Origin of the sequence: Campylobacter concisus (genome assembly GCF_002913715.1) — a bacterium.
In the GTDB taxonomy this organism is placed as follows: Bacteria; Campylobacterota; Campylobacteria; order Campylobacterales; family Campylobacteraceae; genus Campylobacter_A; species Campylobacter_A concisus_AG.
In genome coordinates this window covers 22140-36527 of the sequence record NZ_PPCE01000005.1, presented here as the reverse complement: position 1 = coordinate 36527, position 14388 = coordinate 22140, and the positions used below count along the sequence as shown (strand labels likewise).

The window sequence follows — 14388 nt, the reverse complement described above, 5'->3', positions numbered from 1 at the left end:
TAGCATAGTTAAGATTTGATATCTTTTGGCAACGCATTAAAACTTAGAAAGCTTATTTTTATGTATATAAATTATTTGTGTAAAAAATTTGTATTTCTATCAGTCTTTGTTATATTAAAAAATTTAGTAGGCCAAATATCATAAAAAGCAAGGAAAATACCTTGCTAAAAATTTTATTTATATTTTATGCCCATACCGCCAAATTTAAGCGTATTAGCCGTCTTATTATCGCTACTTTCGATTAGAGCTTTAACATCTGCCAAGCCAGGTAATTCCCAAACATTCTTGCAAAGACCATCTGTTTTTATAGTTATTCCTATCTCACCTTTAGTGTTGTTTCCAGCACCCACTTCTAGACACTTATCATTTTTTGCCATTATTGGAGTCTTAACATTTGACATCTTTTTAGTATCACCAGCAAATTCACCTTGCGAAGTATAGTAAGAACCCAAATCATTGATAAGTGTGTTTATGTTTGTAGCGGTTTTGGTTATCTCTGCATCATCCCTTGTTGCAGCTAGTTTTGGTATAGCAACCGCAGCCAATATGCCTAATATAACGATCACGAAGATCAACTCAATCATCGTAAAGCCTTTTTTCATAACTTCTCCTCCCTGAAATATAAATATTTTCTAAATCGAGCGAATTGTATCATAAATTTCAAAAAACAATAAAATAATGTACTATATAAAAAATCAAAAATTTGCCGATATAAAAAAGAAAATTAAAAATTAGGGGCGTTATGAAAGGCGTTATAATTTGTCTATTTATCATCACGATTTCATTTTGTAAATATGAATCTTATAAACCTCTCATGGTAATAAAATATAATGAAGAAAAGGCTCTGCTTGGTAAAAAACTCTTTTTTGACAAAAGACTAAGCCCAAATGAAAACTACTCTTGCCAAACTTGTCACAACTTGTACTGGAATTTAAGTGGAAGCAACCAAGATAGCATGGAAAAAGGCACTTTAAATCCTCCAACCATATTAAATGCTGCAGCAAACTATCTATTTTATAGCGACGCAAGGATTAGCAATTTAAAAGATCAAGTAAAAGAGTCCATAACCTCTAGAATAGAACTAAACTCAGATAACGACAAGATAGTAGATTCTGTAAATAATATCTCTGAGTACAAAATTTTATTTAAAAAAATTTATAATGACGGTATTAATTTTGATAATATTGCAGATGCAATAGCTGAGTTTGAAAAGGCTGTCTTAAGTGTTGATTCGCCATTTGATCGTTTTATATCAGGTGATAACAATGCCATAGATGATAGCGCAAAGAAAGGATTTGAGATATTTAATAATATAGGCTGTGCCGCTTGTCATAATGGTAGAAATTTGGGAGGAAATTTGACACAAGATATTGGCCGAGAAAAAATTTCTGCCTTAGATACAAGCAAAAGATTAAGAAGAGTGCCATCACTAAGAAATATTACAAAAACTGCTCCATATTTATCTCATGGAGAGATAAACGATCTAAAAGAGGCTATAAGCTTTATTGGTAACTACCAGCTAGGATACGTTCTTAGCAAAGATGAAATTGATGCTTTATACTCATTTTTTCTGACATTAAATGGTAAAAAGCCTAGGATACTAAATGAGTACTAAACGAATAAAAACCATACTTAGCGTCTTAACAGCTATATTTTTCATTAGTGCATTTTTTATATATAAAGCAAATATAGCTATTGGTGCAGCTCATAAATTTGATGATGGAATTTTAAATCTAAAATTTATAGACAATGAGATAACTTTTTCTTTAAATAATATTTATGATATCTCAAACTACGACAAACTCAATGCTGACATAAATTCTTTTGATACAAATTTGAGCAACCTTTCAATGCTTAGTGATGAGATGCTGTTATTTCATCAAAATGAAATAACAAAAGATCTACAAAACATAAGAGATGTATTTAGTAAAAAAGTATTTTTTTTACAAAGATCAGCTTATGTAAACTCATCTATAGATTCTTATATCCAAATAAGTCAATATGAAATACAAAATCTCGCACTTCCAAATAAGCTTGAGCCTATATTTTATGCGATAAAAGGTGCTTTGATGCTTAGTCCTGAAGCAATAGATGACATTTCAAAGCAAATAAAAATGTATAAAAACGAGTATAAAGATAACCAAAAAGCTCAAAATGTATTAGACAAGATACTTTATGCAGCTCAAGCTACAAAAACTTTACATACAATCTCAAATAGTGTAAAAGAGCTACATCTTGATAATATGCTAGAAAATTTTAGAAATAAAATCCTAGAATTTCACTCTGATGAGGTGAATAACGCAAAAATAGCTCAGACAATTTGTTTACTTACATTTATAGTATTTTGTGCATTTGGCCTCTTTCAAATTAAAATAGCCTCAGAGCGTTTAAGGCAAATAAAACTCTTAAGATCCACGGTTGAAAACGATCATAGCTCTGTTGTCTATTGCGATAAATACAATAGAATTTCATATGTAAATAAAACCTTTGAAGAAAAAACTGGCTACAAGCTAAAAGAATTAATTGGCAAAAATCCTAGAATACTAAAATCATATATGCACCCACAAAGCTTTTATGAATCCATAAAAGAGGCTCTGCAAAAATCTCTACCTTGGGAGAGCGATGAGCTTATAAGCAGAACAAAAAGTGGTGATTTTTTATATGAAAAGGTAAAATTTTCGCCATTTTTCTTTAAAAATAAATTTGAGGGCTACATAGCTGTAAAGCTTGATAGAACTAAAGAGACGCTGATACTAAACGAGCTAACTCAAAAAAATGAACAAATAAAAATACAATCTTCGATCGATAAGCTAACAGGCTTTGGCAACTACTTTGCTTTAACTGAAATTTTAGACGCGCAAAAAGATGGAGTGCTCATTTGCTTAAGCATTAAAAATTTTAAAATTTTAAGATTCTTTTATCAAACTAAGATTATCGATGCAATGCTAAAAGCAGTTGCTGATACACTAAAGCTTTGCATAGATACTTCTGAGATAAAAGCAAAGCTATTTAGATTTCAAGATGACGCATTTTATATATGGTATGAAGGCGATAATATCGTAAGAGATATTGAATATATAAGAGAATATTTTGGCTCAAATAGAATAAATGTCGCTATTGATGAAAAATTTGAAAATTTACCAGGCATAAAGATGGTGTTTGGTGTTTCATTGCCAAATGATACCCCACAAACTAACCGCCTAATGCAATCAGTCCTTGCAAATCAGCTCGCAATAGAAAATGGTAGCAATATTTACTACTATCTAGAAAATGACGCTATCGAGATGAAATATCACAAAAACCAGCTGGCAGTTCAGCTAATCGAAGATGCTTTAGAAAACGATAGAGTCATCGTAGAAGCACAAGGTATCTTTAACTTAGAAGAAAATGAAACCGAAGCAAAGTATTATGAAGTTTTGGTTCGTATAATCGATCAAAATGGCAAGATACACTATCCGGGCGAATTTTTAGATATTGCCATGAAAACACAACTATATCCGCAAATAACCAAAAAGGTGATAAGTCTTGCGTTTGATCTAGCCAAAAGATATCCAGATTATATGTTCTCAATAAATTTATCAATTACCGATATTGCTGATGCTAGTATGAGAGAGCTTATAGAGAGCAAGCTAAACGAGTGCAAAGATCCTAATAAAATTTGCTTTGAAATGCTAGAGAGTGAAGAGCTTAGCGACTATGTTGCGGTAAATTCTTTCATAAAACGCGTCAAAGGCTATGGATGTAAAATTTCGATTGATGACTTTGGCTCAGGATATTCAAACTATTACCGAATTTTGGAGCTTGATATAGACACTATAAAGATAGACGGCTCAATAATCAAAAAGCTTCCATTTGACGAAAATGCTAGAGTTCTAGTAGAAACCATCGTAAGCTTTGCAAAAAAACAAGGCTACAAAATAGTAGCCGAGTTTGCAAGTTCAGAAGAAATCTTAAACCAAATCAAAAATTTTGGAATACCTTATGCACAAGGTTTCTTACTAGGCAAGCCTCGCAGAATGGAATAGTGGCTAAATTTCTATATCTATCCCAACTGGGCAGTGATCACTACCTGTGATCACTGGCAAGATAAATGCATCTTTTAGCCTATCCTTTAATCCTTGCGAGATAAAGAAATAATCAATTCTCCAGCCGATGTTTTTAGCCCTTGCATTAAAGCGGTAGCTCCACCACGAGTAAGCGTCCGCTACGTCGCCATTTACGGCTCTAAAGGTATCGATAAAGCCACTTTTTAGCACCTCATCTATCCACGCTCGCTCGATAGGCAAAAAGCCAGAAGTTTTGGCATTTGCCTTTGGATTTTTAAGGTCGATCTCACGGTGAGCGGTATTTACATCGCCACAAAATATCACCTCTTTGCCGCTTTTTACAAGCTCTTTGCAGTAAGCTAGAAATTTCTCGTAAAAGTCCATTTTATAGGCTAGGCGCTCGTCATCCTTTTGGCCGTTTGGAAAATAGATATTAAAAAGCACGATATCACCGAATCTATGCTCCAAAACACGCCCCTCCGTATCGTCGAAAAAAACTGCCTTTTGTGTAGAAATGTCAAAATTTGCTAGGCTCATCACGCCAGAGTAGCCAGCTCTTGCGCCTGAATTTACACTGATATCTTTAAAGCCAAGGTTGTAAATTTCTTTTGGCACGTCATCTTCTTTGACCTTGATCTCTTGCAGTCCCAGAAAATCAGGCCTAACCTCATCAAGCCAACCAAAGCCATCTTTTGCCGCGACTGCGCGCAGACCATTTACGTTCCAGCTAATAAGTTTCAAATTTCATCCTTTTTTTAATTATAATTATGCCAAAAATCACAAAAAGGAAAGTTATGAGAAACCAGCCAACGTATAAATTTTTTAAAAATTTTGGCTACGCAAGAGAGGGTTTGGCTGAAATTTTTAAAAACGAAAAGAGCTTTCGCATAGAAATTTGTATATTTTTGATAGCTACGATCTCGCTATTTTTTTGGAAATTTGACCTTATTTTTAATCTATTTTTAATCTTTAGCATGGCATTTGTGCTAGTTTGCGAGTGCTTAAACTCGGGCCTAGAGCGAGTGACTGATCTTGCAAGCCCAGACTATCACGCCCTAGCAAAGGCGGCAAAAGACGCTGGAAGTGCGGCTGTGATGATCGCAAATTTCTTATGTGGCGCGCTTTGGTGCGTGGCGATAGGATATAAAATTTGGGGCTAGCGTGAAAGAGCAAATTTACAAAGCGCTTCTTGGCGAGAAAAAGGTAGAGATCATAAATTTACTTTGCGAGCTGAGCGATGAAAATGGCTTTATCATGCTTAAAATTTCAGACATTTGCGAGAAGCTAAATGTGAGCAAACCAACCGTGATAAGCACGTTTAAGCTGCTTGAAGAGAAGAAAATTTTTGAGCGAATAAAAAACGGGGTTTATAGATTTAAAAATTTATAGTGGCAAGCAAGTGCCTGCCACCTTTTTTAGCCGATAGTCTCAGCAGCGATCATACCAAATGTCAAGCAATCAGTTATAGCAACTGATCCCAGACGGCTGGCTCCGTGAACGCCACCAGTGATCTCGCCAGCTGCATATAAATTTGGTATAGGCATAGCTGTTTGAGAGTTCATGACTTGGGCTTTTGTGTTGATATTTAGGCCGCCCATTGTGTGGTGAACTTTTGGTGTGCCACGCTCTGCGTAAAATGGCGGAACCGAGATATCAATGCCCTTTGTCGTAGTCGCAACAACTGGCTTGCCAAAGTCCTCATCAACGCCTTTTTTGACAAATTCGTTGTATCTTGCGACCGTTTTTTTGAGCTCATCAACTGGGATCTTATACTCAGCTGCCAAAGCATCAAGTGTGTCAAATTTCTTGCAAATTCCAGCTGCGATAGCCTTTTCATAGTGAGCTGGGAGCATGTGAGGAAGGGCTCTTGAGTCGCAGAAGTTGATAGGGAAGTTTTTATCATCTTCGCCTTTTTCATGGATGACTTTAAACATCGCTTCAGTTCTTGTCCTGCGGTCAGCTAGCTCGTTCATATAGCGTTTGCCAGTTCTTGGATTGACTGAAATTCCAAATGGGAAAGCGCCATTTACGTTAAACATAGATCCCACGCCAAAGCCTGTCTCATCGGCACATCCCCAAGGTCCATACTGGATCCAGCTTGGCTGAACTGGATAAGCGCCCGCTCTAAATGCCGCTAAAAGCGCGCCAGCTGTTGAGCCTGGTTGGTTTGTCGAGTCTGTCTCAGGTGTGATCCTTGGATCTTGAAGGCGTCTAAAAATTTTATCTCTACAAAAGCCACCAGCTGCTAGTACAACGCCCTTTTTAGCTTTTATATATTTTGTATCGCCGCCTTTGTTTTCGACATCATCACTCATCAAATTGCCATCAAATTTGTAGTTTTCTCTGACTATGACGCCCACAACTGCGCCCTTGTCGTCAAAGACGAAATCATCAAATTTTGTCCTTTTTTTGATCGATGCGCCTTCTAATTTTTCAAATGTCGCAGTCATAGGAAGCACAATGCCAGCGCCACTGCCGACCTCTGTTTGAAGGCTTCTTGGCACTGAGTGACCGCCTGCGTGAGTGATCTGATCGATATATTTTGCACCACAATCAAGTGTAAGTTTGTAAGCATCTTGCGCTCTCTCGCCGATCTTCGCCAAAAGATCAACGTGGTTGATGCCGCGTCCTGCTTTCAAGCAGTCTTTGATAAATAGCTCTGTGCTATCTTTGATACCAGCTTTCTTTTGCATGTCGCTGTTTGGAACGGCAAAAATTCCGCCGTTGATGACAGAGTTGCCACCTGTGCGGCCCATCTTTTCGATCAAGACGACTTTGTTGCCCTTTTTAGCTGATGTCACACCTGCTGCAAGAGCTGCAAAGCCTGAGCCGATGATGACTACGTCATACTCTTCGTCCCATTTGACATCTTTTTCGTTCATTGGGCTGGCCATTAAATTTGTAGCGCCCATGCCAAGTGCCGTGGCTCCGATAGCGCTAAATTTGACAAAATCTCTTCTAGATAAACCTGAATTTTTCATGCTCTCTCTCCTTTGAAGTAAGATAATTGCTATTAAGCATTATAGGGTAATTTATTAAAATTTGCAATTTAATTTTTATAATTAAATTTTTATTAAAGCTAATTACGAGTGGGACGTAGTTTGGCAATATTTAATGAGATTAAATTCATTTAAATTTGACTTTAGATTTACGCTAAATTGGCTTTTAAAGTAAATTTGGCATAAAGTTTGGAGATTTTATTTTTAAATTTAGAAAAAATAAGTATTAATTAAATTTTGTTTTTAAAAAATTTATGAGAAATTTTGAGATTTAGTTTTGGATATTTGCTTAAATTTAAAAATTAGTTTAAAAGGAGAGGATCGGAGCAAATTTGCTCCGAAAAATTATTTTACGCCAACTATGATTTGAGTTGCTTTAATGATCGCAGTTACTTTATCTCCCGCTTTTAAAGCTAGGCTTTGAACTGACTCTCTTGTGATGATAGCTGAAATTTTGCTGCCATTTACATCGATAATAACTTCAGCATTTACAGCTCCGTCTTTTATCTCGCTAACAACGCCTTTGATTTGGTTTGTTGCGCTAAGTTTGATGCTGTCATCTTTTGAAACGATAACGCTTGAAGCTTTGAATAAAAAGATAGCTTTTTTGCCAACTTTAAGATCAAGAGCTTTCTCGCTATCAACTGTAATAGTTGCTTTTAGCACCTCACCACCTGCTAGTTTGCCAGCTATTAGCGAATTTACCGCACCTGTTCTTACTTCTGATATCTCAACATTTAGTTGATTCCTTGCACTTATTGACATTTTGTCTCCTTGTTTTGAATTAAATTATGGTGAAATTGTAAGGTAGAATTATTAAGCAAAACTTAAAAACCATTTATACAAAATTATAATATCAAAAATAAAAATTTTATACTTTTAAATGCCCTAAAAATTGCTATTTAAGAAATAAAATCTAAAAATTTAATTTATATTATTTTGAAAAAAATGAGAAAAAATATTACTAGCTACCACTTCTAAATATATATTTTTGTAAAATTCTTGTAAATTTGGCTTTAAAGCTTGGTAAATTTAAAAATATTTTAAGTTAAAGTAATATTTTTAGGTAAAGAAATAAATTATAAAATTTGAAGTAAAAATTTGAAAATTTAAATACCAGCTTCTAGCATAGCTTCTGCTTGATAATGCGTAATAAGTGGCTCAATAATCTCGTCAAATAATCCTGCAGCCATAATCGCATCAAGGCGATACAGTGTTAAATTTATACGGTGATCGCTTATACGGTTTTGCGGATAGTTGTATGTCCTTATCCTGCCAGAACGATCCCCAGTGCCAACTTGACTCTTTCGCTCACTAGTCTCTTTTGCAAGCCTCTCTTGCTCTTGAAGCTCATAAAGTCTAGCCTTTAGCACCTTCATCGCAGCTTCTTTATTTTTATGTTGGCTCTTGCCATCTTGGTTTGTGACAACAAGGCCTGTTGGTATATGTGTGATCCTAACGGCGCTATCAGTTGTATTTACTGACTGACCGCCATGGCCTGAGCTTCTCATCACATCGACCCTTATATCATTTGGATTGATTTCGATCTCACTATCCTCGACCTCTGGCATGATAGCCACAGTCACAGCTGAAGTATGCACCCTGCCCTGACTCTCAGTCTCTGGCACACGCTGAACCCTATGCGTGCCACCTTCAAATTTTAGCCTCGAGTAAGCACCCTTGCCCTTTATAAGCACGATAATCTCTTTAAAGCCGCCAGTGTTGCCCTCGCTTTGGCTAACGATCTCAAATCTATATCCACGAAGCTCTGCATATCTGATGTAAGCGTTAAAAAGATCTCCAACAAATAGTGCAGCCTCGTCGCCGCCAGTACCTGCGCGAATTTCTAAAAATATATTTTTATCATCGTTTGGATCTTTTGGAAGAAGTAAAATTTTGATCTCTTCTTCAAGCTTCTCTCTTGAAATTTCTAAATTTTTAAGCTCTTCTTTTGCAAGTTCGCCAAGCTCAGAGTCCTCAAGTAGGGCTTTGTTCTCGTCGATGTCATTTAGAATTTGTAGATATTTTTTTGCAGCAGTTGCGACTGGCTCGATAGATGACTGCTCTTTTGAGAGCTTTGTCATCTTTTCGATATCGTTTGCTATATTTGGATCGCTAAGAAGCGTAGAAATTTCATTATAGCGATCCAAAAATGGATGAAGTTTATCAGCAAACATTAAATTTTATAGATTAAGCAGCTTTTAGAGTATTTACTAATTGTGCAAGACGACTAACGCGACGAGCAGCAGTTTGTTTCTTCAAAAAGCCTCTACTTACGAAGCTGTGGATGCTTTTGTTAGCAACTTTTAAAGCTTCATTTGCAGCATTTAGATCTTTAGCTTCTACAGCTACACGCACTGCTTTTGTGATGTTTTTAAGTCTAGTGCGGTAAAATCTATTTCTCTCAGTTCTTTTTATAGTTTGTCTAGCTCTTTTTTCAGCAGATTTATGGTTTGCCATAATATACCTTTTTGAATAATTTTAGTCGGTGATTATATTAAAGATATAATAAATTTAACCTTAATTTAAGTCATCCTTAATGAAAGTAAAATTTTAGATTTTAAATTAGGTAAATTCTGATAAAATAGCACAATTTTATAATAAAAAGGATAAATTTATGAAACTATTTGGAACGGATGGAGTTCGTGGAAAAGCTGGCGAGAAGCTTTCAGCTCAAACATCTATGCGTCTTGCTATGGCAGCTGGAATTTATTTTAGAAAGACTTCAGCGACAAATGTGATTTTGGTTGGAAAAGATACTAGAAAAAGCGGTTATATGATAGAGACTGCCATTGTTGCGGGGCTGACCGCAGTTGGTTACAACGTCCTTCAAATAGGCCCTATGCCAACACCTGCAATCGCATTTTTAACAGAAAATATGCGCTGTGACGCTGGTATCATGATAAGCGCTTCACACAACCCATACTACGATAACGGCATCAAATTTTTTGATAGCTTTGGTAACAAGCTTGATGAAAAAATAGAAGCTGAGATAGAGAAAATTTTCTATGACGACGAGCTCATCGCGAATGCCCAAAAGACAATGACGGAGATCGGAGCAAACAAGAGAATTGACGACGTTATCGGCAGATATATCGTGCAGATCAAAAATTCATTCCCAAAAGAGTTAAATTTAAAGAATTTACGAGTAGTTTTAGACGTGGCAAACGGAGCTGCTTACAAGGTCGCACCAACTGTATTTAGCGAGCTTGGAGCTGACGTCATCGTTATAAACGACGAGCCAAATGGTAGCAACATTAACCAAAACTGTGGCGCGCTTCATCCAGAGGATCTAGCAAGCGAAGTAAAAAGGCTTCGTGCTGACATCGGCTTTGCATTTGACGGCGATGCTGATAGGCTTGTCGTTGTCGATGAAAACGGCGAAGTTGTGCATGGCGACGCGATACTTGGCTCACTTGCAGCATTTTTACACGAGCAAAAGGCGCTAAAAGGTGGGGCCATCGTGGCTACGGTGATGAGTAACGCCGCACTTGATGACTATCTAAAAGCTCACAAGATCAAGCTACTTCGCTCAAACGTAGGCGATAAATACGTACTTGAGATGATGAAAGAAAATGGTATAAATTTTGGCGGCGAGCAAAGCGGTCACGTCATATTTAACGACTACGCCAAGACTGGCGACGGCCTTGTTACTTCGATGCAAGTAGTTGCTATGATGCTTAAAAAAGGTAAAAAAGCTAGTGAAATTTTTGGCGAGCTAAAGCCGTATCCACAAATTTTACTAAATTTAAAGATCACAGAGAAAAAGCCACTTGATAAGATAGAGGGGCTAAAAGAGCTTGAGGCTAGCCTCGCAAAAGAGGGCATAAGATCACTCTTTAGATACTCTGGCACTGAAAATTTGATCAGACTTTTGCTTGAGGGTAAAAATCAAACTTTAGTTGAAAAACGCATGGATGAAGTTGAGAAATTTTTTGTAAAAGCCCTAAATGCGTAAAAGCTTAGTTAAATTTTTCATCGCGTTTTTTCTCATTTTTATCGTTAATCAAGCGATAAAAATGATATTTATAGATGGTTTTTCGTGGGAGGGCGAGTTTTTCTCGCTAGTTCTTACATATAATAAGGGCGTTGCATTTTCGATGTTTGCCTTTTTAGATGAGTGGCTTAAATTTATCCAGATAGCTCTCATTTTAGGCGTTTTTGTCTATCTAGTCGTTGAAAAAAAACTGCTTTGCTCGCATGCCATTTGGCTTGGAGCTTTGCTAGGAGCTGGCAGCTCAAATATCACAGATAGATTTATCCATGGCGGCGTCGTGGATTATGTCTTTTGGCACAAGTGGTTTAACTTTGCGGTCTTTAACTTCGCTGATGTGATGATCGATCTTTGCGTGGTGATGATACTTTGGCAAAGTTTTATAAAAAGGAGAGAGAGTGGGAAATAATATCTACGTCGCATACGTGCTTTGGTTACTTACTGGCTGGCTTGGGGCGCATAGAATTTACCTTGGTAAATTTATCACTGGCTTTTTGATGATGGGACTATTTTTTATCGGTTACTCTTTGCAAATCATCCTCATTGGTTATTTATTCTTAGCTATTTGGGGCATTTGGTGGATCATCGATGCATTTTTAGTTGGTGCTTATGTCGAGAAAAATTTACAAAAGGCCGAGCTAAAAGAGAGACTAAAACTAAAAGATAAAGAGGACGACTTAAAAAGGCTTTACGAGCTTTTTGAGAGTGGTGCGATCAGCAAGGCTGAATTTGAAGCTAGAAAAGAGATACTTTTTAGATAAGGAGACATTATGGCAGAATATTATCTTTACTTAAAATACCTCCACTATTTGTTTTTCATCTCGTGGATGGCAGTGCTGTTTTATCAGCCAAGGCTCTATGTTTATCACGTAGAAAATATGGACAAACCTGACTTTGTAAAAGTGGTCGAAGTGATGGAGTACAAGATGTATCACTACATCGGCTGGGTCGCACTAATTGGCTCATTTGTCACTGGTATATTGATACTTATTGCGATGCCTGATCTTATAAAAACTGGTCACATACACGTCAAAATTTTAGTTGTCATCTTAATGGCTATCTATCACCTAGACCTTGGACGCTACATGAAGCAGCTCAAAGAAAAGCGCTGTAACAAAAGTGGCATCTTCTTTAGAGCTTACAACGAAGTGCCAACTATCGCGATGCTCATCATCATCTGGGTAATGATAGTAAATCCATTTTAAAGGAATTTGATGAAGAAATTTTTAGCATTTATCGCTTTGCCAGCGCTCTTGCTCGCAGCAACTCAGTATTTTGAGCCGATGCAGATAAAATTTGACAACAGATTCTACTCGCTAGCAGGCTCAGCCAAGCCTGTGCCAAATTTATTCACGCAGGAGTACTTGCTGCCTGGCGAGAAGATAGATAGTTTTAGCTACATGCTCTCGCTAAATACCCTTAAATTTGACGCTACGCCAGAGCAAGCGGTCGAGCAAAAGATAAATGATCTAAAAGAGCTAAAAGCAAAAGGGCTAAAAGTGGCTTATAAAAAGGGCTCGCTCGCAAATGAAATTTATCTTGATATCACGATATTTTCAAACCTAAATGGCACTCCAACAGCCGAGCACTCGATATATCGCTACACCAAACAAGGCGGAAATTTAGTCCTTTTTACCATTCAAAGGCGTGCTTATAAAAAAGAGGGTATTCAAAGATTTGCTACAAATTTCACAATCGAGTCGCAAGATTTTAGCAAAAAAGCCCTAGCCACACCTTTCCCACAAATCATCAGCAAATAAAGAAATTTGAGTGTAAATTTAGCCTTTGCACTCAAATTTTAAAACCAGACTTAACAAATTTATCTAAAAATAAAACGAATAGTTATATGATAAGAAAAACTCAAAAAGGATAGCCTATGATACATAAAATTCTTATCGCAAATCGTGGTGAGATCGCAGTTAGGATAGTCAGAGCTTGTAGGGATTTACACATCCAAAGCGTAGGAATTTACACAGCGCCAGACAGCGAGTGCTTGCATGTAAGGATAGCTGATGAGGCCTATCAAGTGGGCGAAGATCCGATCAAAGGTTATCTTGACGCCAAAGCTATCGTAAAGCTTGCTAAAGAGTGCGGGGCTGACGCGATACACCCAGGATACGGCTTTTTAAGCGAAAACTACGAATTTGCAAAGGCGGTCGAGGACGCTGGACTTATCTTTATCGGTCCAAAGGCTGAAGTGATCAGAAAAATGGGTGATAAAAATATCGCAAGATACCTGATGAAGAGAAACGGCATACCAATCGTTCCAGGCACAGAAAAGCTAAATGACGAGAGTATGGATGCCATAAAAGAGCACGCTAGACGCATCGGCTACCCAGTCATCTTAAAAGCAAGTGGAGGCGGAGGCGGACGTGGCATCAGAGAAGTTTGGCAAGAAGAAGATATGCAAGATGCCTTTGAGTCGTGCACCAGAGAAGCAAAGACCTACTTTAACAACGATGAAGTCTTTATGGAGAAGCTTGTCGTAAATCCTCGTCACATCGAGTTTCAAATTTTAGGCGACAACTACGGCAACATCATCCACCTTTGCGAGCGTGACTGCTCTATCCAAAGGCGTCACCAAAAGATCATTGAGATCGCACCTTGCCCATCAATTAGCGAAAATTTAAGAAAGATCATGGGTGTGACCGCAGTGGCCGCTGCAAAAGCTGTGGGCTACTCAAACGTAGGAACGATCGAGTTTTTGCTAGATGACTACAATAACTTTTACTTTATGGAGATGAATACTCGTATCCAAGTGGAGCATGGCATCACTGAAGAGATCACAGGTCACGACCTTGTCGTTAGGCAGATAAGGATCGCAGCTGGCGAGATTTTAGAAATCGAGCAAAGCGACATCAAACCACGTGGCTATGCGATAGAGGCTAGGATCACAGCTGAGAATGTCTGGGAAAATTTCATCCCAGCACCAGGCACGATCGAGGGCTACTATCCAGCACTTGGCCCATCTGTGCGCGTCGATAGCCACGTCTATAAAGACTACACCATACCGCCATTTTATGACTCTTTGATCGCAAAGCTGATCGTAAAGGCGACCGACTACGATCTAGCGGTAAATAAGCTTGAAAGAGCACTTGAAGAATTTACCATCGAAGGCGTGCGAACGATCATCCCATTTTTGCTAACGATCAGCAAAAGTAAAGAGTTTAGACGAGGATTTTTCGATACTAGCTACGTTGAGAAAAATTTAAAAACTATCCTTGAAAACACCTATGATGATATGAATAAAGAGCCAAACGATGATCTAGAAGATGTCATCGTAGAGGCGATAAAAAGATATAAAAAGAAGAGATAAAATTTTGCTGTGGCTTTGGCGATAAATTTCGCC

16 protein-coding genes are annotated in these 14388 nt (G+C 37.5%); 10 read left to right on the top strand and 6 right to left on the bottom strand.

Features of this window, described 5'->3' with window-relative positions; genetic code table 11:
• Nucleotides 1–173 precede the first annotated feature (173 nt).
• A complete protein-coding gene (locus CYO92_RS02850) occupies nucleotides 174–602 on the bottom strand; it encodes a type II secretion system protein (protein ID WP_103588726.1) in 429 nt (142 codons plus the stop codon).
• A gap of 140 nt (nucleotides 603–742) precedes the next feature.
• On the opposite strand from CYO92_RS02850, the gene CYO92_RS02845 reads away from it, so the two are divergent.
• Together CYO92_RS02845 and CYO92_RS02840 are read left to right on the top strand one after the other, a co-directional pair.
• On the top strand, nucleotides 743–1615 hold the full coding sequence (locus CYO92_RS02845; RefSeq protein WP_103588725.1) for a cytochrome-c peroxidase: 873 nt from the start codon (nucleotides 743–745) through the stop codon (nucleotides 1613–1615).
• The gene (locus CYO92_RS02840) at nucleotides 1605–4025 is read left to right on the top strand and encodes a bifunctional diguanylate cyclase/phosphodiesterase (protein ID WP_103588724.1); all 2421 of its coding nucleotides are present in this window, start codon (nucleotides 1605–1607) and stop codon (nucleotides 4023–4025) included. The genes CYO92_RS02845 and CYO92_RS02840 overlap by 11 nt, the downstream gene beginning before the upstream one ends.
• Nucleotides 4026–4028: 3 nt before the next feature.
• On the opposite strand, the gene CYO92_RS02835 is transcribed toward CYO92_RS02840, so the two are convergent.
• Entirely contained in the window at nucleotides 4029–4787 is a 759-nt protein-coding gene (locus tag CYO92_RS02835; protein WP_103588723.1) for an exodeoxyribonuclease III, read from the bottom strand.
• 53 nt (nucleotides 4788–4840) lie between these two features.
• Here CYO92_RS02835 and CYO92_RS02830 point away from each other — a divergent pair, with 53 nt between their 5' ends.
• Both CYO92_RS02830 and CYO92_RS02825 read left to right on the top strand, forming a co-directional pair.
• Nucleotides 4841–5206, top strand: coding sequence for a diacylglycerol kinase (locus CYO92_RS02830; protein WP_103588722.1), 366 nt, complete (start codon nucleotides 4841–4843; stop codon nucleotides 5204–5206).
• 1 nt (nucleotide 5207) lies between these two features.
• Nucleotides 5208–5435 (top strand): replication/maintenance protein RepL, encoded by a 228-nt coding sequence (locus CYO92_RS02825; protein WP_103588721.1) that lies wholly within the window; start codon nucleotides 5208–5210, stop codon nucleotides 5433–5435.
• 26 nt (nucleotides 5436–5461) lie between these two features.
• On the opposite strand, the gene CYO92_RS02820 is transcribed toward CYO92_RS02825, so the two are convergent.
• From CYO92_RS02820 to rpsT, 4 genes are all read right to left on the bottom strand, one after another.
• Nucleotides 5462–7027, bottom strand: coding sequence for a flavocytochrome c (locus CYO92_RS02820; protein WP_021083834.1), 1566 nt, complete (start codon nucleotides 7025–7027; stop codon nucleotides 5462–5464).
• Nucleotides 7028–7390: 363 nt separating this feature from the next.
• Nucleotides 7391–7810, bottom strand: coding sequence for a TOBE domain-containing protein (locus tag CYO92_RS02815; RefSeq protein WP_103588720.1), 420 nt, complete (start codon nucleotides 7808–7810; stop codon nucleotides 7391–7393).
• A 344-nt stretch (nucleotides 7811–8154) separates the two neighbouring features.
• Nucleotides 8155–9222, bottom strand: a complete 1068-nt coding sequence (prfA, locus tag CYO92_RS02810; RefSeq protein WP_103588542.1) for a peptide chain release factor 1 — start codon at nucleotides 9220–9222, stop codon at nucleotides 8155–8157.
• Between the two features lie 13 nt (nucleotides 9223–9235).
• Complete coding sequence (rpsT, locus tag CYO92_RS02805) at nucleotides 9236–9505, bottom strand: 30S ribosomal protein S20 (protein ID WP_004317319.1); 270 nt, start codon at nucleotides 9503–9505, stop codon at nucleotides 9236–9238.
• A gap of 157 nt (nucleotides 9506–9662) precedes the next feature.
• Between rpsT and glmM the strand changes: the two genes are divergently transcribed.
• From glmM to CYO92_RS02775, 6 genes are all read left to right on the top strand, one after another.
• On the top strand, nucleotides 9663–11003 hold the full coding sequence (glmM, locus tag CYO92_RS02800; protein ID WP_087578184.1) for a phosphoglucosamine mutase: 1341 nt from the start codon (nucleotides 9663–9665) through the stop codon (nucleotides 11001–11003).
• The gene (gene lspA, locus CYO92_RS02795; RefSeq protein WP_103588543.1) at nucleotides 10996–11448 is read left to right on the top strand and encodes a signal peptidase II; all 453 of its coding nucleotides are present in this window, start codon (nucleotides 10996–10998) and stop codon (nucleotides 11446–11448) included. Before glmM ends, lspA begins: the two co-directional genes overlap by 8 nt.
• Nucleotides 11438–11800, top strand: coding sequence for an NINE protein (locus CYO92_RS02790; protein WP_103588544.1), 363 nt, complete (start codon nucleotides 11438–11440; stop codon nucleotides 11798–11800). Before lspA ends, CYO92_RS02790 begins: the two co-directional genes overlap by 11 nt.
• 9 nt (nucleotides 11801–11809) lie before the next feature.
• A complete protein-coding gene (locus CYO92_RS02785) occupies nucleotides 11810–12244 on the top strand; it encodes a CopD family protein (protein WP_004317437.1) in 435 nt (144 codons plus the stop codon).
• Between the two features lie 9 nt (nucleotides 12245–12253).
• Nucleotides 12254–12799, top strand: a complete 546-nt coding sequence (locus tag CYO92_RS02780; protein ID WP_103588545.1) for a hypothetical protein — start codon at nucleotides 12254–12256, stop codon at nucleotides 12797–12799.
• 116 nt (nucleotides 12800–12915) lie between these two features.
• Nucleotides 12916–14355: an acetyl-CoA carboxylase subunit A gene (locus tag CYO92_RS02775; RefSeq protein WP_103588546.1), complete on the top strand. Its 1440-nt coding sequence runs from the start codon at nucleotides 12916–12918 to the stop codon at nucleotides 14353–14355.
• Nucleotides 14356–14388: the final 33 nt, after the last annotated feature.